Consider the following 16,352-nt stretch of genomic DNA (forward strand, 5'->3'; position numbering starts at 1 on the left):
GGCCGCGATGGGCCGGCCAGCGGCCGCGTCACTTTCCGACGGTGATCGTCACCAGCGTGATCATGATGACGGGCACCATGACGAGGGCCGGAAGCGTCAGCGCGGGCAGACCCCAGGTCGCCACGGCCATGATCCAGAGCGTGACGAGCGCGACCAGCAGATAATAGAAATTCTCGCGCCCGCCCATCATCAGGTCGCGGGCGATCCAGCCGATCACGGGAACGGCGAAAAGCGCGCGCAGGGCGCGGCTCGGGCGGGGGCGTTCGGCAAGGCTCATCGGGTGTCTCCTTTTCGTTCACCCGCGAGATATGCGCCCGCGGCTCTTCGCGGAAGACAGGCAAATTGCCGCAATCTGGCATCATTCCGAGGGTTCAGAGAAGCCGCCCCAGGAAGCTGCCGAGATCGTCGGTGTGGTGATGGATGTGGTCCGCGGCATGCGGCTCGGGCGCGACGTGGACGGTGCGCATGCCCATCGCGTGGGGCTCTGCCAGGTTGCGCGGGTCGTCCTCGAACATCGCGGCCCGGGTGGCGTCCGTTCCGTCGCGGGCGAAGACCGCCTCGAAGGCGGCGCGCCGGGGCTTGGGCTGGAAGCCCGCGTGCTCCACGCCGTAGACCGCGTCGAAAAGCCCTTCGAGCCCCCGCGCGGCAAGCACCCGCTCGGCGTAGGGGGCGCTGCCGTTGGTGTAGACGATGCGCCGCCCGGGCAGGGCGCGGATCCGCGCGGCAAGCGTCGCGTCCGCCTCCAGATGGCCGAGGTCGATGTCGTGGACCGTCTCGAGGTAGGGACCGGGCTCGACCCCGTGGATTTCCATCAGCCCGGCCAGGGTGGTTCCGTGCTCGCGCCAGTATTGCGTGCGCAGCCGGTCAGCCTCGGCCCGGTCGACCTTGAGCGCGTCCATCACGAAGGCGGTCATGCGCGTCTCGATCTGGTCGAAGAGGCGCGCCTGGGGCGGGTAGAGCGTGTTGTCGAGGTCGAAGACCCAGTGGGCCACGCTGGAAAAATGCTCCTTGGGCATGACGCAGAGATAGAGCGCGCCGCGGGCGTGCGCAATGCCGCGGACGGGCGCGGGCGGCGGGCCTTGTTGCCCCGCCGCGCGGCCGATATCCTTGCCCGATCACGCAAGGACATGTCGATGGACCAGATCAAGACCCCGCAGAAGGACGCCTACGGCCTCATCCTCGAGGCGATCGACAGCGGGCTTTACAAGCCGGGCGACCGTCTTGTGGAATCCGAGTTGGCCGAACGTTTCGGCGTGTCGCGCACGCCGATCCGCGAGGCGCTTCAGCGGCTCGAGACGCAATCGCTGCTGACCCGGGACGGGAGGTCGCTGATCGTGGCGTCGCTCGACCACAACCAGATGGCCGAGCTTTACGTCGTGCGCTGCGAACTCGAAGGGCTTGCCGCGAGCCTCGCGGCGCGCCACGCCACCGCCGAAGAGATCCAGGTGCTGCGCGACATGGTGGCCGACGACCGCGCGCTCCTGGCCGACCCGTCCGCGCTTGCGCGCGCGAACCGCCGGTTTCACAAGCAGATCCACCTGGCGTCGCACAACCGCTACCTGGTGCAGCAGCTCGACCTCGTGCACCGGTCGATGGCGTTGATGGCGACCACCTCGCTCGCCGCGGAGGGGCGGGGCGAAAAGGCGCTGGCCGAGCATGCGGCGATCGTGGACGCGATCGCCCGGCGGGACGAGCAGGCCGCCTACAAGGCGCTTCGCGACCACATCTCGGTGGCTTTCGTGACCCGGCTGAAGCTCGACTCTGCGGCCGAGAAGGCCTGAGGGGTCAGCCCTCGCGCCCCGGCGGCGGGTGCGAAGGCGCCTCCGGCGCCTCCGGCGGCTCGGGCAGCGAATGACCGTGCGTGGTCTTGTCCCAGTAGAAGGGCCGCCCGGCAAGCTCGAACAGCGCCTTGTAGGCCGCGAAGGCGCCGAGCGGGAAGTAGAGGTGCATCGTGGGCGTCCAGCGCCGGAGACCCCGGTGGGAGGTGACGCCCACCGCCGCAACCGCCACCGTGAGCGCCACCGCCTCGCTCGCAAGGAAGACAGTGCCGGCCCGGGTGAGCGTCTCGGACCCTATAGTCGCTTCGAGCGGGTGGACGAGGCCGAGGGGCACCAGCCAGAAGCTCCACAACAGCGGAGCCATCAGGAACTGCGTGGTCGCCGTGACGAGCAGAAGCTGGACGCCCCAGAACTGCCGCGGCCCCAGCTCGCGCAGAAGCGTGCGCGGGCGCCGCATGTGCACCGCGTAGGTGAGCATGAACCCCTTGAGCCAGCGGGAGCGCTGGCGCACCCAGGGCACGACCCGGTTGCTCGCCTCCTCCCGCGTGACCGTGTCGAGCATTTCCGTGCGCCAGCCGCGCCGCGCGAGACGGATCCCGAGGTCGCAGTCCTCGGTGACGTTATGAGTGTCCCAGCCGCCCAGCGCCTCCAGCGCGTCGCGGCGGAAGAAGAGCGTCGTGCCGCCGAGCGGGATGGCGAGACCGAGGCGCGCGAGCCCGGGAAGCACCATCCGGAACCAGGTCGCGTATTCGATCGTGAAGCAGCGCGCGATCCAGGTGGAATGCGGGTTGTAATAGTCGAGCGCGCCCTGAAGGCAGACCACGTCTGGCGGCCGTGTGGCGAAACGGGCGGCCACGCGGCGAAGCTGGTCCGGCTCCGGCGCGTCCTCCGCGTCGTAGATCCCCACGATCTCCCCCCGCGCGAAGCCCAGCGCGTAGTTCATCGCCCGCGGCTTGGTGCGCAAGGATCCGTGCGGCACCTCGATCCGGCGCATGTGCGCGGGCAGCAGCACGCGGGACAGCGCCTCTCGCGTGGCGGCGTCCCGCTCCTCCACGATGAGAAGCACCTCCAGCGCCTCGCGCGGATAATCCAGTGCGTCGAGGCGGCGCAGGAGCGTGGGCAGGATACGGCTTTCGTCGTAAAGCGGCACGAGGATGGTGATGGTCGGCACGCGGCGGGGCAGGGGCGGGGCGAGCGCGCGCGGTGCGGGCCGCCGCGCGAGAAGCTGCGCGGCGAAGGCCATCGCCTTCATCCCCGTGGCGAGCAGAAGCGTCACGAGCGCCCAGAAGAAGAGCACCGAGAAGAACAGCCCCGGCGCGAACAGCACGGCCGCGCCACCCGTGGCGGCCAGCACGAGGCTCGCGATCCGGCGCGCCGGCTTGGGTTCGAGCCAGTCGCGGCAGCTCAGGTCGGACGGTAGGCGCGTCTCCGCCCGGCGGACGAGTTCCGGCCCGTGCCGCGCGGCGATGGCGGCGTCGATGTCGCGCTCGGTGACGAGCGCCATCTGCACCGGGCCGAGCCGGGCCTCGAGCGCGCGCGACTGCCGCGCGAAGTCCTGCGGGCGGGCGGTGGCGACCAGCGTCGCGTCGCGCCGCCGCCCCCAGGGCAGCAGCCGCTCGGCGAGGCAGGTTTCGGGATCGAGCGCGTCGGAGAGCGCGGGATCGGGCGCGTGGCGGCCGAGCGCCACGGTCGGCGCGCCGAACTGCTGCGCGAGCGCGTCGCGCAGCTGCGTGTCCGAAAGCTTGCCCCGCGCGAGCAGGATCTCGCCCAGGGGGCGGCCGCAGCGTTTCTGCGCGCGCAGCGCGTCGAGAAGCGTCTCCGCGTCGATCCAGCCCAGATCGCACAGCAGGCGCCCCAGCGGCCGGCTGTCGCTTCTCGGCGACCGGAGGAAATCGATCTCGGCGGGGGCGGTGTGCAAGACGTCCATCGCTGTTCCATCCGCGCGGCAGCCGCGCGGCTCCAGATCAGCGAAGCAAGGTTAAGATGCGGTTAAGGACGCCCGGCGGCGCGGGTCAGCGCCGCGCGGCCATGGCCGCGGCGAACCGCTCGAAGAGGTAGTAGCTGTCCTGGGGCCCGGGGCTCGCCTCGGGGTGATACTGCACCGAGAAGACCGGCCGGTCGGCCACCCGGATGCCGCAGTTCGACCCGTCGAAGAGCGACACGTGGCTTTCCACCACGCCCTCGGGCAGGGTCTGGCTGTCCACCGTGAAGCCGTGGTTCATCGACGTGATTTCCACCTTGCCGGTCTCGAGATCCTTCACCGGGTGGTTCGCGCCGTGATGACCGTGGTTCATCTTGATCGTGCGTGCGCCAAGCGCGAGGGCGAGCATCTGGTGGCCGAGGCAGATGCCGAAAAGCGGCATGTCGCGCTCCAGCACCTCGCGGATCATCGGCACGGCATAGTCGCCCGTCGCTGCCGGGTCGCCCGGGCCGTTCGACAGGAAGACGCCGTCGGGCTCGTGGGCCAGCACCTCTTCGGCGGTGGCGGTGGCGGGCAGCACCGTCACCTCGCAGCCCGCCGAGGCAAGGCAGCGCAGGATGTTGCGCTTCGCGCCGTAATCCACCGCGACCACGCGAAAGCGCGGGTCGGTCTGGCGGACATAGCCCTCGGGCCAAGCCCAGCGCATCTCGTCCCAGCGATAGGATTGCGGGCAGGTCACGTCGCGCGCGAGGTCGATTCCTTCGAGACCAGGGAAGGCGCGCGCGGCCTCGACCAGCGCGCCCACGTCGAACCGCCCCTCGGGGTCATGGGCCAGCGCGACATGCGGCGCGCCCTGCTGGCGGATCGCCCGGGTGAGGCGCCGGGTGTCGACGCTCCCGATGGCGATGCGACCGCGCCGGGTGAGCCAGTCCGAAAGCGACTCGGCGGCGCGCCAGTTCGACGGATCGGTCGGATCCCACTTGACCACCATGCCGGCCGCGACCGGTTCCGCGGTCTCGTCGTCCTCGGGGTTCACGCCGACATTGCCGATATGCGGGAAGGTGAAGGTGACCACCTGCCCGGCATAGGAGGGATCGGTCATGATCTCCTGGTAGCCGGTCATCGCGGTATTGAAGCAGAGTTCCGCCTGCGCCTGCCCGGTGGCACCGAACCCCTGCCCGAAGAAAACCGTCCCGTCCGCGAGGGCGAGGCAGGCTGTGGGGCGCTGCTGGGCCATGATCGACTCTCCGGGCTGAATTGCGCGCGGACGCTATGGTGTGCCCGTGCCGGGGTCAAGGGCGATCCATGCGGTGCGAAAGAGGCGCCGAAACCGGATCTTGTCGGGGCGTGCCGGCCGCGGCGTCACTGTTGCGCGGGATATGGGGTTCGACTAGGGTCGCTGCCTTGATGGAGCTTGGGGATGAACCGCTCATGGATCTGCGCGCGCGCATCAACGCCGCCTTGAAACAGGCGATGAAGGACAAGAACGCGACCCGGCTTTCGACGTTGCGCCTCATCAACGCGGCGATCAAGGACCGCGAGATCGCGCTTCGCGGGGAAGAGGGCGAGACGGCGCTGGACGAGTCCGACGTGCTCGCGATCCTGGGCAAGATGGTCAAGCAGCGCCAGGAAAGCGTGCGCGCCTACGAGGAGGGCGGGCGCCTCGATCTGGCCGCGGCCGAGCAGGAAGAGATCGAGGTGATCCAGGATTTCCTGCCCCGCCAGCTCGGCCCGTCCGAGATCGACCAGGCCATCGATGCCGCCATCGCGGAACTCGGCGCGGACTCGATCCGTGACATGGGCCGGGTGATGGGCGCGCTGAAGTCGAAATACACCGGACAGATGGATTTCGGCACGGTCGGCCCCAAGGTGAAGGACCGCCTCGGCTGAGCGCCGCTCAGTTGGCTTTCCGCAGTCTGCCCAGCGTTTCCATCAGGTCCGCGTAGAGCGCCTTTCGCTCCGGCTCGCTCAGGAAGGCGCCGATCTCGACCGCGCGGCCATTGCCGGTGAGCGTGACGTAGTTCGGCACGGGGCCGCCGGTTTCATGCAGTTCGACCCGTGCCCAGTAGGTGTTGCAGGCCCAGTCCCTGACCGGGCCGCGCGGGTCGTGCCGCTCGAGGCGCAGGTCGGTGTCGTCGAGGGTCAGTTCCTCGAAAAGCGATCCGTCGCGGTAACTGCGCCGCAGCCCCCACCAGACCCCCGCCACCGCAAGCAGCACGAAGGGCAGAACGCCCCATAGCACGACCGTGCCCAGCACTGTGAAGAGCGGAACGCAGATCAAGGCGAAGGTGACGAGGATGAAGGCCGCGAACCCCTCGGGCGGAAGCGACCGGTGTGGCCATAGACGCATCTGCGCGACATGGTCCGGCTGCGGGGTGGGCGGTGTCGTCCAGGCGTATGGCATGCGACTAGGATATGTCTGTCGCGGCGTCGGGCAAGGGCCGAAGGGAGCCCTGACGCGAAACGGGCCCCGGCTTTCGCGCGGGGCCCGTGGCGTTGGTTCGACGGATTGCCGTCACGCTCAGTGGGCGCGGGCGTGATCCCAGTCCTCACGCTTGGGCAGCTGCTCGAACGTGTGCTCGGGCGGCGGCGAGGGCAGGGTCCATTCCAGCGTGTCGGCGTACTCGTTCCAGTAGTTGTTCTCCGTCACGCGGGCCCCGCGGACCAGCGCCCAGGCGATCATGCCAAGGAAGAACACGAAGCTCGCGAAGGCGAGGAACGCGCCCCAGCTCGACACCCAGTTCCAGTAGGCGAAGGCCTCGGGGTAGTCGATGTAGCGCCGCGGCATGCCCTGACGCCCGAGGAAGTGCTGCGGGAAGAAGGTCAGGTTGGCGCCGATGAAGAAGAGCCAGAAGTGCAGCTTGCCGGCCCACTCGGGGTAATGCCGGCCGGTCATCTTCCCGAAGTAGAAGTAGATGCCGGCGAAGATGCCGAACACGGCCCCGAGGCTCATGACGTAGTGGAAGTGCGCCACGACGTAGTAGGTGTCGTGATAGGCGCGGTCCACGCCCGCCTGGCTCAGCACGATGCCCGTCACGCCGCCCAGCGTGAAGAGGAACACGAAGCCGATGGCGAAGAGCATCGGCGTCTTGAACTCAAGCGAGCCGCCCCACATCGTCGCGATCCAGCTGAACACCTTCACGCCGGTGGGCACCGCGATCACCATCGTGGCGAGCATGAAGTAGCTTTGCTGCGTCACGCTCATGCCCACGGTGTACATGTGGTGCGCCCACACGACGAAGCCGAGCGCGCCGATCGCGATGATGGCCCAGACCATTGGCAGGTAGCCGAAGATCGGCTTGTGCGAGAAGGTGGAGATCACGTGGCTGATGATGCCGAAGGCGGGCAGGATCAGGATATAGACCTCGGGGTGCCCGAAGAACCAGAAGATGTGCTGGTAGAGCACCGGGTCGCCGCCGCCGGCCGGGTCGAAGAAGGTCGTGCCGAAGTTGCGGTCGGTCAGCAGCATGGTGATCGCGCCTGCCAGAACCGGCAGCGACAGCACCAGCAGCCAGGCGGTCACGAAGATCGACCACGCGAAGAGCGGCACCTTGAAAAGGGACATGCCTGGCGCGCGCATGTTGAGGAAGGTGGTGATCATGTTGATCGAGCCCAGGATCGAACTCGCCCCCGCGGTGTGGATCGCGAAGATGGCGAGGTCCGTGGACATGCCCATCTCGTTGGTCGAGAGCGGCGGGTAGAAGACCCAGCCCACGCCGGAGCCCGCCTGTCCGTTGCCGCCCGGCGCGAAGAGCGAGGCGATCGCGAGCAGGGTGCCCGAGACGTAAAGCCAGTAGGACAGGTTGTTCATCCGCGGGAACGCCATGTCCGGCGCGCCGATCTGAAGCGGCAGCAGGTAGTTGCCGAAGCCCCCGAAGAGCGCCGGGATGACCACGAAGAACATCATCAAGACGCCGTGGCCCGTGATCAGCACGTTCCAAAGATGGCCATTGGGCGTGCATTCGCCCGCGGCAGCCGGGAAGAGGCGCGCGCCTTCGAGGCACATGTACTGAACGCCCGGATCCATCAGTTCCATGCGCATGTAGACGGTGAACGCCACCGCGATGAAACCCACCACCGCCGAGGTGACGAGGTAGAGGATTCCGATATCCTTGTGGTTCGTTGACATGAACCAGCGGGTGAAGAAGCCGCGCTGGTCCTCGTGCTCGTGGCTGTGAATGGCCGCGTCTGCCATGATGCCTCCTGATGGTCGTGCCGAAGTGCGCGCGAGTCGCACTCCTCCCCTTATTCCATTCGTGTTCTAGAATGGGTCACCCCCGTGGGCAATGGATCGATTTGACACAGATCAAGAAAAGCGTGCCAAGCCGCCGCCTCGGGTCAGGTTTCCCCGACTAGGTCGATACGCGCCGCTCGCGTAACTTTCCTGATGCCGGGGGCACCCCCGGAGTTCCGCGCCACCTGGGGGGTGGCGCCCCGGACGACAGGATCGACCAAATGGCCTACCGAGACGCTGCCACGTCCCGCACCGCGACCGGATCCCCGCGCATCGCCGCGCTCCGGCGCATATTCGACACGCCCTTCGATGCGCGCACCCGCGAGCTCGCCGCCCGCGTCGCCCGCCTTCGCGCGCTCAGCGACGCGGAGCTTGCGGAAATCGGGCTTCATCGCGACGACATCCTGCGCCACGTCTTCTCGCGGACGTGGAACTGACGTCCTCAGGTGGCGTCCATCGTCTCCGCGAAGCTTTCGGCCAGCGCCGCGTCGAGGTCCGCCATGGTGACGGGCCGCCCTAGGTCCACGAGGCTCGTGACCCCGTGGCCGTCGATCCCGCAGGGCACGATGCCGTCGAAATGCGAGAGCTCGGGGTCCACGTTGATCGAGATGCCGTGGAAGCTGATCCAGCGCCGCAGCCGGATGCCGATGGCGGCGATCTTGTCGTCGCGGGGCGTGCCGTCGGGCAGGGCCGGCTTGTCGGGGCGCGGCACCCAGACACCCACGCGGCCCTCTCGAATCATCCCCTCCACGTTGAAACGGCCGAGCGTGGCGATCACCCACGCCTCGAGCGCGGCCACGAAGCGGCGCACGTCGCGCCCGCGCCGGCCGACATCCAGCATCACGTAGACCACCCGCTGCCCCGGCCCGTGATAGGTGTACTGCCCGCCGCGCCGCGTGGGGTGGACGGGGAAGCGGTCGGGCGCGCGCAGATCGTCCGGCCGCGCGCTCGTGCCGGCGGTGTAGAGCGGGGGATGCTCGAGCAGCCAGATGGCCTCGGCCGCGCGGCCCTCGGCGATCGCGGTGGCGCGCGCTTCCATCTCCGCCTCTGCCCGGCGGTAGTCGACAAGCCCGTCGGAGGTGATCCATTCGACCATGTGCGCTCCCGTTGCGGCAGCCGGAATTTGCTCTTCACATCCCCGGCGGCCTGTTCTATACGCCGCTCCACCTGCTGGGTCACGTGCGGTCGTGGCGGAATTGGTAGACGCGCAGCGTTGAGGTCGCTGTGGGGTAAAACCCGTGGAAGTTCGAGTCTTCTCGACCGCACCAAGACCCGGAGGTTCGAGGCGATGGTCTCTCAACGGCAAGAGAGACCCGAACGCCCCCCACTTCTCACCGAACATAGCTGAACATGCGGCGCGATCCATGCGCGAACCGTGACCGCGCCGGCAGGTCCACGGCCCGTTCGCGGCGCACACGACACCTCTCGCTCAACCGGTAGCTTCGCCATGGACCCGGGTGTCGGCGAGCCGCGTAGAGGTGCCGGAAAGGATCGGGGCTGGCCCGTGCCTGCCGGGCGCGCCCGAGGAGGAGAGCGCCGGGCTGAAGACGCTGCACGCGGTATCGGAGCGCCATGCTCGTCATGGCGGCGGCATCGATCCGGGCGACAATGGCGACACTCTGCCCGGCACGTTCCGCACGAAGCTCCGAGGATCAAGCTGTTCGTGACCGCCGGACGTATCGGAGACCACGGCGGCGCCCGGGCTTCGCCGGGCGGTCCGACCGTCGTCGACTGGTTTCTCGAGAGCGCCGCGCATCGAACGCGGATCACTGAAAAGGGCGCAAGGCAGATCGGGTCGCTCCGGGCGAGACCGAGGGCAGGGCGCGGTCGTGGTTGTGGACAGCCCGGTCCGCTTCGAGCGCCTCCGCTTCGCGGCGCTGCCCCAATGTCACGTTTTCCGCTGAAGAACGGCGTGTCGTCCACGAACCATCGACACAGGCCTGGGTGCTGGCTTCTAATAACGCGGGCCGGAAAGAGCCCGAGGGCAAGACGCGGGACGGAGCAGTGGGCTATAACCTCAGCGAGGTCACGGGCTCCACCGGCGGCGGGATCGGCGGGCTGGACACGTGGACCTTCGACGTCACGCTCAACGGGACCGGGATCACCACGGTTTCCGGCGATTTCGACGAGGTGCCGATCGGGGGCGGGCCCTCCAGCGAGCCCTCCGACGGGTACAGTTTCACCGTCAACAGCGGCGGAGCGTTCGGCAACCTGAGCTTCGATGCCGTCACCGGCGAATTCACCTTCACCATCGACCGCGCCACGGTTTTCGCATCTGGGTCGGACCAGACCGTGGCCATTTCGGTCACCGGCACCGACACCGCGGGCACCGACACCGATACCCTTTTCCTCAACCTGCTGATCTGCGTCGCGCGCGGCACCCTGATCGAAACCGAGGCCGGTCCGGTCGCCGTCGAGGCACTGCGTGTCGGTGACATGGTGCGGACGGTGGACGGTCCCTTCCGGCCGGTGCGCTGGCTTGGATGCCGCCGCTTCTCCCCAGCCGAACTGCGCGCCCACCGATCCCTTCGTCCGGTCCGCATCTCCGCGGGCGCATTCGGAAACGATCGTCCAGCGCGGGAGTTGCGCGTTTCCCCCCAGCACCGGGTGCTCGTGACCGGCTGGCGTGCGGAGCTTTTCTTCGGCGCGCAGGAGGTTCTCGTGCCCGCCAAGGGGCTGATCAACGACACGACGATCCGCGTGGAGGACGAGGCCGGATGGGTCGAGTACCATCACGTTCTCTTCGATCGCCACGAGATCATGCTGACCGAGGGGCTTGCGACCGAAAGCTTCCTCCCGGGCGACTACGCGCTTTGCGGGATCGAGGGCAAGGCGCGCGAGGAACTGTTCAAGCTCTTCCCCGAACTCGCCGAAGGCAACACCGCGATCGCGACCGCGCGCATGACCCTGCGCCCGTGGGAAGGCGCGCTACTGCAGGCGCGTGGCGGCGTCATGGATGAAAAGGGCGCCCCGTGATCGCGCGGCGCGATTCCCTCGGTCGCACCCTGCCGGATGTCGAGAGCCCCGGGCCCGAACGCCTGCGCGCCTACGGGGACATGATCTTCCTCGCCTTTCGAAGTGCGCGGCATGCGAGGATGCCGGTCGCGCAACTGCGCAGCTATATAGAGCCGCCACTTCTGCTTGGCCAGTTCCGGCTGTTCCGTTTCGACGGCGTGGCACGCGGGCTCTACACCTGGGCGTGGCTCGGCGCCGGAGGCGAACGCCGCCTCATAAGCGGCGAGCAACTGACGCCCGAGGACTGGAACGCGGGCGACCGCCTCTGGATCGTGGACATCATGGCACCCTACAGGGGACGACCGCCAGCATGGTCCGCTGGATCATGCGCAAGGGGCATTTCACCGACGAGGAATTCTTCTATCGCCGGGTCGGCGACGACAATCGCACGCGCCGTATCGTCCATATCGATTTCCGGCGGCAGGACCTGGCCAAGGTGTATTCCGAAACCGCCTTCCCGAAGCGCTTCGACCGAGCCATGCGCGGTGCAATGCTCTTCCGCAGCTTTTCCACGCCCGACCTGCGCCCCCCCCCGGCCCGGCTGCCATTTTCGCCTGCCATGCGCCGGGGCTGCCACGCCGACCTGACGGCACTCACCTCCGCGCCGCGCGGCGCCATCCCACCCGGGATGCAAGTCTTTTCGGTCCGCGGCGCGGCATTCGACCTCGCGGGCACCCGCGCGGCGGTCGATGGCGTCAAAGCGTCATCCGGATCGCCTCGCGCAACTCCTCGTGCAGAATCCAGTTCCCGGTGCCGCCGTCGGTTTCCGTTTCACCCTTGAACCCGAGCAGGGCAGCCCCTTCCGAAGCGCCGGACCTCTGGTCGGGGTCGGCTTTCACCGAAAGGTATTCCGCGATCAGCAGGCCCGCCGCCAGAAAGGATCTGTTGGCCGACGCTTGCGATTTGTACCCCGCAACGCGTGCCATGCGCCCATCCGTCAGCCCGTCTTCGCCGGCCAGCGACAAGGCCGCGAGCATCGCGTGTTGCGGTCGTGAGAGCGCGACCTGCCGGATCGCCTCGACGTATTCTTCCGTGCCGGGCACGGCGATGCCTGTTCTGGGATCCTCGCGGCGCTCGCCTGTCCTGCGATCTTCCCGTGCGTCGAGGATGTCTTGCAACGCGGCGATGGCCGCCTCTTCCGTCGCGCCGGTCGCTTCGGCGATCATGCCGCGTGCCTTCGTCGGAGGCTTCGGGAACGCGCGTGCGACGAATTTGCCCGCAAGCCAACCCGACTTGACCTGATACCGGCTGTGCTCTCCGAGCAGGATCTCGTGCGGCGCGCTCGGCTTGGCGTCTTTTTTCTTGGTCTTCGTCATGCCCTTGAAGGGATCGGGGGCCTGGCCTGTGCGGCCCGCGGAACTGAACTGTGCCATCGGGTGTCGTCTCCTTGTTTCGGGTCGGTCACGGACCGGCGCATCCGTTTCGGTGTCGTCACGGACGTCGCCGGGCCTCGGCGAAGGAAATCAGCTTTCGGTCGTTTTCGTCCCAGAGCGCCAGGCTTGCGCAACGCAGGCTTTCCCGCAGGGTGAGGCGGCGCGTCTCGACGAGGTCGTCGTGGTCGCGAAGGACCTCGGGCAGGCGATAGAACGGTATCCGGCTGGCCAGGTGGTGCACGTGATGCGCTCCGATATTCCCGGTGAGCCAGTTCAGGACCGGCGGCAGTATGTAATTGGACGACCCGTGCAGCGCCGCCTCGTGCACGTTCCAATCCTCTTGGCGTTCCCAGACCGTGTCCTCGAACTGGTGCTGCACGTAGAACATCCACATGCCCAGGCTCGCAGCCAGCGACATCGTCGGCACGAAGATGAACAGCACGACCTCCAGACCGCCAAACCAGATCAGAAGTGCCAGCAGCCCGCCGATCCCGGCATTCGTGGCCTGGGAGCTGAGCCAGTAGCGCCATCCCGATCGCATCAACCCGACCGGCAGGCGGTTTTGCAGGAAGAAGGTGTAGAAGGGCACGATCCCGAACAGAACCAGGGGATGCCGAAGAAGACGATAAAGCACGCGGCCGAGCCGGGATTTGCTTCGGTATTCGGTCACGGTCAGAACCGGGACGTCTCCGGTGCCGCGCTGGTCGAGGTTGCCCGTGGTGGCGTGGTGGATCGCGTGCGTCTTGCGCCAGACGTCATAGGGGGTGAGCGTCAGAACCCCGAGGGCCCTTCCGATCCAGTCACCGAGTTTCCGGTTTCGGAAAAACGACCCATGGCCGCAATCGTGCTGGATCATGAAGGTTCGGACGAGAAAGCCGGCGTTCACCATGGCCAGCGCGACGGAGAGAACGGGACTGATCGACAGGGCCCACCAGGCGAGTGCCCAGATCGCCAGGAAGGGCAGAAGCGTCACGGACAACTCGAGAAGGCTGCGGGCGGGGATGGGTTCGCGATACTTCGTGAGGACACGGGTCCACTGTTGCGGCTTCAAACCGGCGTACTCCTGGTGCTTGTGCGAGGATGATGACGAGACCGGGCGCCCATCGGGGCGCCCGGGACCACCGGGTCAGGCAAGCGCGATGTTGGTCGCGCTCTCGCGGCCATCGCGGCCGGTTTCGACGTCGAAGGTCACCTTCTGGGCGTCCGCGAGACCGGTGAGGCCGGCGCGTTCGACGGCAGAGATGTGGACGAAGACGTCCTTGCCGCCGGACTCCGGTTCGATGAATCCGAAGCCTTTGGTGGCGTTGAACCATTTCACGGTGCCATTGGCCATATCCGTTGTCTCCTGTTCAAGTGCTGCCCGCGGAATGCGGCAGCCCGGCAGAGTCAGACTGAATCGATCGACTGAGAGCCGGATGAACGGAAGCAGCGGTTCGAAGCGAAAAACACAGGCTCCACACAGCTGGGCATTCGCAGCATCGCATACAAGGGCTGTCGCTCTTCGCCGAGGTTTCGGTTTTCGGCATGAAGGAGGCCGGCCGCCCTTGCCGCCCGGAACATTCACCATCGAAGCTCGACCTCGAGGCGCGGGTGGAAGACGCGAGTTCGGCGCGCGCGGGTCTTCCACGTTCACGAGCGAGGCGCCTCGTCCCGGGTATCGGCCGTCGGCAGATCGGCCCAGTCGAGACTGCGATGGTCGAATCCGGAAACGAGGTGCGGCTTCACGATCTCGAAGTAGGGCGAGAGATCGAAATCCCGCGGCGCGAAGAGCGAATGATGCCGCACGTGGAGGATCTCCTGCCGCGCGTATCGAGAGCCCGAGCGTGCCTCGACCGTCCGGATGTCGGGCAGGATCGGGTAGCGCACCGATTGGAAAGCCTGGGCGATCAGAGATGAGCAGATCGCGCGGGTCGGATCGCCGGAGCCGAGCGCCAGCATGCGCCGCCGCCAGCGCACGGGCACGGGCGGCGTGGGCAGCAGGTACCGCGCGAGATCCACGATGTTGCGCATGTCGTAGCGCAGGCCGATCCGGCATGTCATGAAGTCGACCACCGCGCAGGCCTCGCCTTCACTCAGGCCGACAGGCCGGCATATCCGGGTGTTGAACGTGGCGTACTTGCTCAGCGGAGAAGAGACACAGCCCTCCCCCAGATTGACCTCGACCAGGCGATGGGATTCCTCGGAGCCGGATCCTCCAACGGTGCGATCCCCGACGAACATCGCGGCGTGGGACCAGGTTGACTGCGTCAGGTACTTTATCGCGGCCGAGACACGCTGCCGTCCCTCGATCAGGAGAATGTCGGCGGGCCGCAGCGTGTTTTGCAGGGTCTCGAAATCCGAGGGCGTGAAGGGCACGTAACCGGAACTGGGCTGCTCCAGCCGTCGGGCGATGCCGCGACCGGCACGATCGAGCAACGCGTCGAACCACGCGGTCACCTGCATCTCCGTGGCGCCGGCTCAACCGGCAGTCCGGCCGTCGCGCGGCCGCTTTCAGCGATGTGCACGGGCCGGATGGTTTGCATCAGTCATCCTCCGCCGACCGGGATCGGGCCCCGGGACGGGACCTTCCAGCGGGGGAACGCGACCGGGGTGGAGATACGGCACCCTGTCTTGCCCAAGCGTGCGGGGGGCGGTCCGCCCCCGGCGCATGACATCTTCGCACCTCTGTCACGCCTGCCCGTCGCGGAAGTCCCGTTTCACGGTCACGCGAGGCCGCGGACGAGGACCACCGGGTCTCAGTCGGAGCCCAGATGATCTGTCGTGAAAAGCATGTCGTCGCCAGCGCCGGAATGGCACGCGATGCAGCCGGCGTTCGTGCCCTTCGCGACCCTGCCCGCGAGGCGCATGCCCTTCGGGTTCCTGTCGAGCGATCCGTCGGGCAGGTACTTCGCCCAGAACCAGTCGGCGTTGTCCGGATCATATCCCGCCTCGCGGCGGAACATCACCGTGACCGCGGCGAGATGCGTGTCGGGATCGCTCAGCACGTCGGCGATCCCGACGCCTTCTGGACCGTAATTGCGCTTGATCACCAGATCGCCGGAATGTCCGTCGATCGTGGCTGTGGTATAGAGCGTCTCCAGCATCATGCCATGCGGTGCGACGCCCTGGTAAGGGAAGCTGCGCAGCATGCCTTCCCCGGCGAGGTTCATGTCCTCCATCGCGGCCCACAATTCGGCCGCGTAACCGGTATCCGCGTCGGTTCCGAAAGGCGCCTCCTGGGCGGTCGCGCTGCCCGCGCTCAACGCCAGAGCGGCCAGGCCGCCTTTCGCGGTATGTCCTAGGGTCATCTGAAATCTCCTCCCGTTTCACCCATAGGTTAACCCGGATCCCGGGATCGCAGGGTCACGATCGACTGATCCGACCGTGGGGAGAACGTGATCATTCAGGAATTGACCGAGCCGGTGGTGCGGGGACACACTTGCGCTGTGTTCCGTAAGTCTATCGCCATACTGAGCCTTGTCGCTGGGCCGGGTCTGGCGGCCTCGAGTCAGTCGACGGCGGACCACGGCACCTTGTGTGTCCGCAATGCCAGCGCGCAGCCCCATGTCTTCGCGGTAGAAGCGCCGGAGGCCGGACGGCGCGTTCGGAAACTGGCGCCCGGCGAACAGCTTTGCGTTCACGGCGCCCTTGCAGACCGGACCGGTGTGGTGTCCGCGTTCGAAGATTTCGACGCGATGGAGGGCTGCTCGCGTATCGTCGCGGTGGGAAGAACCGAAGACATGCTGAAATATGTCGATTTCGACCGATGTTTCTGGAGTTCGAACAGCCCGTCGAGCATCCAGCAACAGTGACATGCCGGGACCTCGATGGCCGTGCGGACGGCCTTCATGGATTTCTCCGCCCGCTGATCCTGCGGGCCTGCCTTCCTCGTCCTGCTTTCGGGGGACCGCCTCCCGCGCGCGGGGCCCTTCGATGCTCCATGCGTGTCGCCGCCTTTCCAGCCAGCAACGCGTCGTGGGTAAGGCGCGCTTGAAGCCGTCCCGAGATCGGGGATCGGCACGGACGAGAAGACGGACGACGCAGCGATCGGG

The 16,352-nt window shown here is 67.4% G+C and carries 18 protein-coding genes, 1 tRNA gene and 1 pseudogene; 8 read left to right on the top strand and 12 right to left on the bottom strand.

Annotated features, from left to right (window positions below):
- Nucleotides 1–28: 28 nt before the first annotated feature.
- Together AB6A69_RS01040 and AB6A69_RS01045 are read right to left on the bottom strand one after the other, a co-directional pair.
- A complete protein-coding gene (locus AB6A69_RS01040; protein ID WP_371036579.1) occupies nt 29–277 on the bottom strand; it encodes a hypothetical protein in 249 nt (82 codons plus the stop codon).
- Between the two features lie 94 nt (nt 278–371).
- On the bottom strand, nt 372–1,016 hold the full coding sequence (locus AB6A69_RS01045; protein ID WP_371059302.1) for a pyrimidine 5'-nucleotidase: 645 nt from the start codon (nt 1,014–1,016) through the stop codon (nt 372–374).
- A gap of 117 nt (nt 1,017–1,133) precedes the next feature.
- Between AB6A69_RS01045 and AB6A69_RS01050 the strand changes: the two genes are divergently transcribed.
- On the top strand, nt 1,134–1,781 hold the full coding sequence (locus AB6A69_RS01050) for a GntR family transcriptional regulator (protein ID WP_371054809.1): 648 nt from the start codon (nt 1,134–1,136) through the stop codon (nt 1,779–1,781).
- A gap of 4 nt (nt 1,782–1,785) precedes the next feature.
- Here AB6A69_RS01050 and AB6A69_RS01055 read toward each other — a convergent pair whose 3' ends face one another.
- Nucleotides 1,786–3,705 (bottom strand): glycosyltransferase family 2 protein, encoded by a 1,920-nt coding sequence (locus AB6A69_RS01055; RefSeq protein ID WP_371059303.1) that lies wholly within the window; start codon nt 3,703–3,705, stop codon nt 1,786–1,788.
- An 85-nt stretch (nt 3,706–3,790) separates the two neighbouring features.
- The gene (gene carA, locus AB6A69_RS01060) at nt 3,791–4,936 is read right to left on the bottom strand and encodes a glutamine-hydrolyzing carbamoyl-phosphate synthase small subunit (RefSeq protein WP_371059304.1); all 1,146 of its coding nucleotides are present in this window, start codon (nt 4,934–4,936) and stop codon (nt 3,791–3,793) included.
- Nucleotides 4,937–5,130: 194 nt separating this feature from the next.
- Between carA and AB6A69_RS01065 the strand changes: the two genes are divergently transcribed.
- A complete protein-coding gene (locus AB6A69_RS01065; RefSeq protein WP_371059305.1) occupies nt 5,131–5,589 on the top strand; it encodes a GatB/YqeY domain-containing protein in 459 nt (152 codons plus the stop codon).
- A gap of 7 nt (nt 5,590–5,596) precedes the next feature.
- Here AB6A69_RS01065 and AB6A69_RS01070 read toward each other — a convergent pair whose 3' ends face one another.
- Nucleotides 5,597–6,103: a DUF2244 domain-containing protein gene (locus tag AB6A69_RS01070; protein ID WP_371059306.1), complete on the bottom strand. Its 507-nt coding sequence runs from the start codon at nt 6,101–6,103 to the stop codon at nt 5,597–5,599.
- Between the two features lie 117 nt (nt 6,104–6,220).
- Complete coding sequence (gene ctaD, locus AB6A69_RS01075; RefSeq protein ID WP_371036572.1) at nt 6,221–7,894, bottom strand: cytochrome c oxidase subunit I; 1,674 nt, start codon at nt 7,892–7,894, stop codon at nt 6,221–6,223.
- 260 nt (nt 7,895–8,154) lie between these two features.
- Here ctaD and AB6A69_RS01080 point away from each other — a divergent pair, with 260 nt between their 5' ends.
- The gene (locus AB6A69_RS01080; RefSeq protein WP_371036571.1) at nt 8,155–8,370 is read left to right on the top strand and encodes a hypothetical protein; all 216 of its coding nucleotides are present in this window, start codon (nt 8,155–8,157) and stop codon (nt 8,368–8,370) included.
- 5 nt (nt 8,371–8,375) lie between these two features.
- Here AB6A69_RS01080 and lipB read toward each other — a convergent pair whose 3' ends face one another.
- The gene (lipB, locus tag AB6A69_RS01085; protein ID WP_371059616.1) at nt 8,376–9,056 is read right to left on the bottom strand and encodes a lipoyl(octanoyl) transferase LipB; all 681 of its coding nucleotides are present in this window, start codon (nt 9,054–9,056) and stop codon (nt 8,376–8,378) included.
- A 58-nt stretch (nt 9,057–9,114) separates the two neighbouring features.
- Here lipB and AB6A69_RS01090 point away from each other — a divergent pair.
- The 4 genes and pseudogenes from AB6A69_RS01090 (at nt 9,115) to AB6A69_RS01105 (ending at nt 11,729) form a co-directional block, all read left to right on the top strand.
- A tRNA-Leu gene (locus AB6A69_RS01090) sits at nt 9,115–9,201 on the top strand.
- A 736-nt stretch (nt 9,202–9,937) separates the two neighbouring features.
- On the top strand, nt 9,938–10,909 hold the full coding sequence (locus AB6A69_RS01095) for a Hint domain-containing protein (RefSeq protein WP_371059307.1): 972 nt from the start codon (nt 9,938–9,940) through the stop codon (nt 10,907–10,909).
- Nucleotides 10,910–10,989: 80 nt separating this feature from the next.
- A pseudogene (locus AB6A69_RS01100) lies at nt 10,990–11,229 on the top strand (toxin-activating lysine-acyltransferase); the annotation flags it as partial.
- Nucleotides 11,230–11,258: 29 nt separating this feature from the next.
- Nucleotides 11,259–11,729 (top strand): hypothetical protein, encoded by a 471-nt coding sequence (locus tag AB6A69_RS01105; protein WP_371059622.1) that lies wholly within the window; start codon nt 11,259–11,261, stop codon nt 11,727–11,729.
- On the opposite strand, the gene AB6A69_RS01110 is transcribed toward AB6A69_RS01105, so the two are convergent.
- The 5 genes from AB6A69_RS01110 to AB6A69_RS01130 form a co-directional block, all read right to left on the bottom strand.
- Nucleotides 11,644–12,264 carry a hypothetical protein gene (locus AB6A69_RS01110; RefSeq protein WP_371059308.1) on the bottom strand — a complete coding sequence of 207 codons (621 nt, stop codon included), beginning with the start codon at nt 12,262–12,264 and terminating at the stop codon, nt 11,644–11,646. The two genes, AB6A69_RS01105 and AB6A69_RS01110, sit on opposite strands and share 86 nt — an antisense overlap.
- A gap of 115 nt (nt 12,265–12,379) precedes the next feature.
- Entirely contained in the window at nt 12,380–13,372 is a 993-nt protein-coding gene (locus AB6A69_RS01115; RefSeq protein WP_371059309.1) for a fatty acid desaturase, read from the bottom strand.
- Nucleotides 13,373–13,447: 75 nt separating this feature from the next.
- Nucleotides 13,448–13,654 (bottom strand): cold-shock protein, encoded by a 207-nt coding sequence (locus tag AB6A69_RS01120; protein ID WP_371059310.1) that lies wholly within the window; start codon nt 13,652–13,654, stop codon nt 13,448–13,450.
- A 296-nt stretch (nt 13,655–13,950) separates the two neighbouring features.
- Nucleotides 13,951–14,757, bottom strand: coding sequence for a lipo-like protein (locus tag AB6A69_RS01125; protein ID WP_371059311.1), 807 nt, complete (start codon nt 14,755–14,757; stop codon nt 13,951–13,953).
- Nucleotides 14,758–15,056: 299 nt separating this feature from the next.
- Nucleotides 15,057–15,608 carry a hypothetical protein gene (locus tag AB6A69_RS01130; protein WP_371036563.1) on the bottom strand — a complete coding sequence of 184 codons (552 nt, stop codon included), beginning with the start codon at nt 15,606–15,608 and terminating at the stop codon, nt 15,057–15,059.
- 87 nt (nt 15,609–15,695) lie between these two features.
- Between AB6A69_RS01130 and AB6A69_RS01135 the strand changes: the two genes are divergently transcribed.
- The gene (locus AB6A69_RS01135) at nt 15,696–16,112 is read left to right on the top strand and encodes a hypothetical protein (RefSeq protein ID WP_371059312.1); all 417 of its coding nucleotides are present in this window, start codon (nt 15,696–15,698) and stop codon (nt 16,110–16,112) included.
- Nucleotides 16,113–16,352: the final 240 nt, after the last annotated feature.

Source organism: Rhodosalinus sp. 5P4 (assembly GCF_041365695.1).
Lineage (GTDB): Bacteria > Pseudomonadota > Alphaproteobacteria > Rhodobacterales > Rhodobacteraceae > Rhodosalinus.

Coding starts and splice junctions, on each gene's coding strand:
- AB6A69_RS01130 (WP_371036563.1), bottom strand. CDS start 15,608: ATGACCCTAGGACATACCGCGAAAGGCGGCCTGGCCGCTCTGGCGTTG.
- AB6A69_RS01055 (WP_371059303.1), bottom strand. CDS start 3,705: ATGGACGTCTTGCACACCGCCCCCGCCGAGATCGATTTCCTCCGGTCG.
- AB6A69_RS01070 (WP_371059306.1), bottom strand. CDS start 6,103: ATGCCATACGCCTGGACGACACCGCCCACCCCGCAGCCGGACCATGTC.
- AB6A69_RS01065 (WP_371059305.1), top strand. CDS start 5,131: ATGGATCTGCGCGCGCGCATCAACGCCGCCTTGAAACAGGCGATGAAG.
- AB6A69_RS01045 (WP_371059302.1), bottom strand. CDS start 1,016: ATGCCCAAGGAGCATTTTTCCAGCGTGGCCCACTGGGTCTTCGACCTC.
- AB6A69_RS01050 (WP_371054809.1), top strand. CDS start 1,134: ATGGACCAGATCAAGACCCCGCAGAAGGACGCCTACGGCCTCATCCTC.
- ctaD (WP_371036572.1), bottom strand. CDS start 7,894: ATGGCAGACGCGGCCATTCACAGCCACGAGCACGAGGACCAGCGCGGC.
- AB6A69_RS01110 (WP_371059308.1), bottom strand. CDS start 12,264: ATGACGAAGACCAAGAAAAAAGACGCCAAGCCGAGCGCGCCGCACGAG.
- AB6A69_RS01120 (WP_371059310.1), bottom strand. CDS start 13,654: ATGGCCAATGGCACCGTGAAATGGTTCAACGCCACCAAAGGCTTCGGA.
- AB6A69_RS01040 (WP_371036579.1), bottom strand. CDS start 277: ATGAGCCTTGCCGAACGCCCCCGCCCGAGCCGCGCCCTGCGCGCGCTT.
- AB6A69_RS01080 (WP_371036571.1), top strand. CDS start 8,155: ATGGCCTACCGAGACGCTGCCACGTCCCGCACCGCGACCGGATCCCCG.
- AB6A69_RS01105 (WP_371059622.1), top strand. CDS start 11,259: ATGGTCCGCTGGATCATGCGCAAGGGGCATTTCACCGACGAGGAATTC.
- carA (WP_371059304.1), bottom strand. CDS start 4,936: ATGGCCCAGCAGCGCCCCACAGCCTGCCTCGCCCTCGCGGACGGGACG.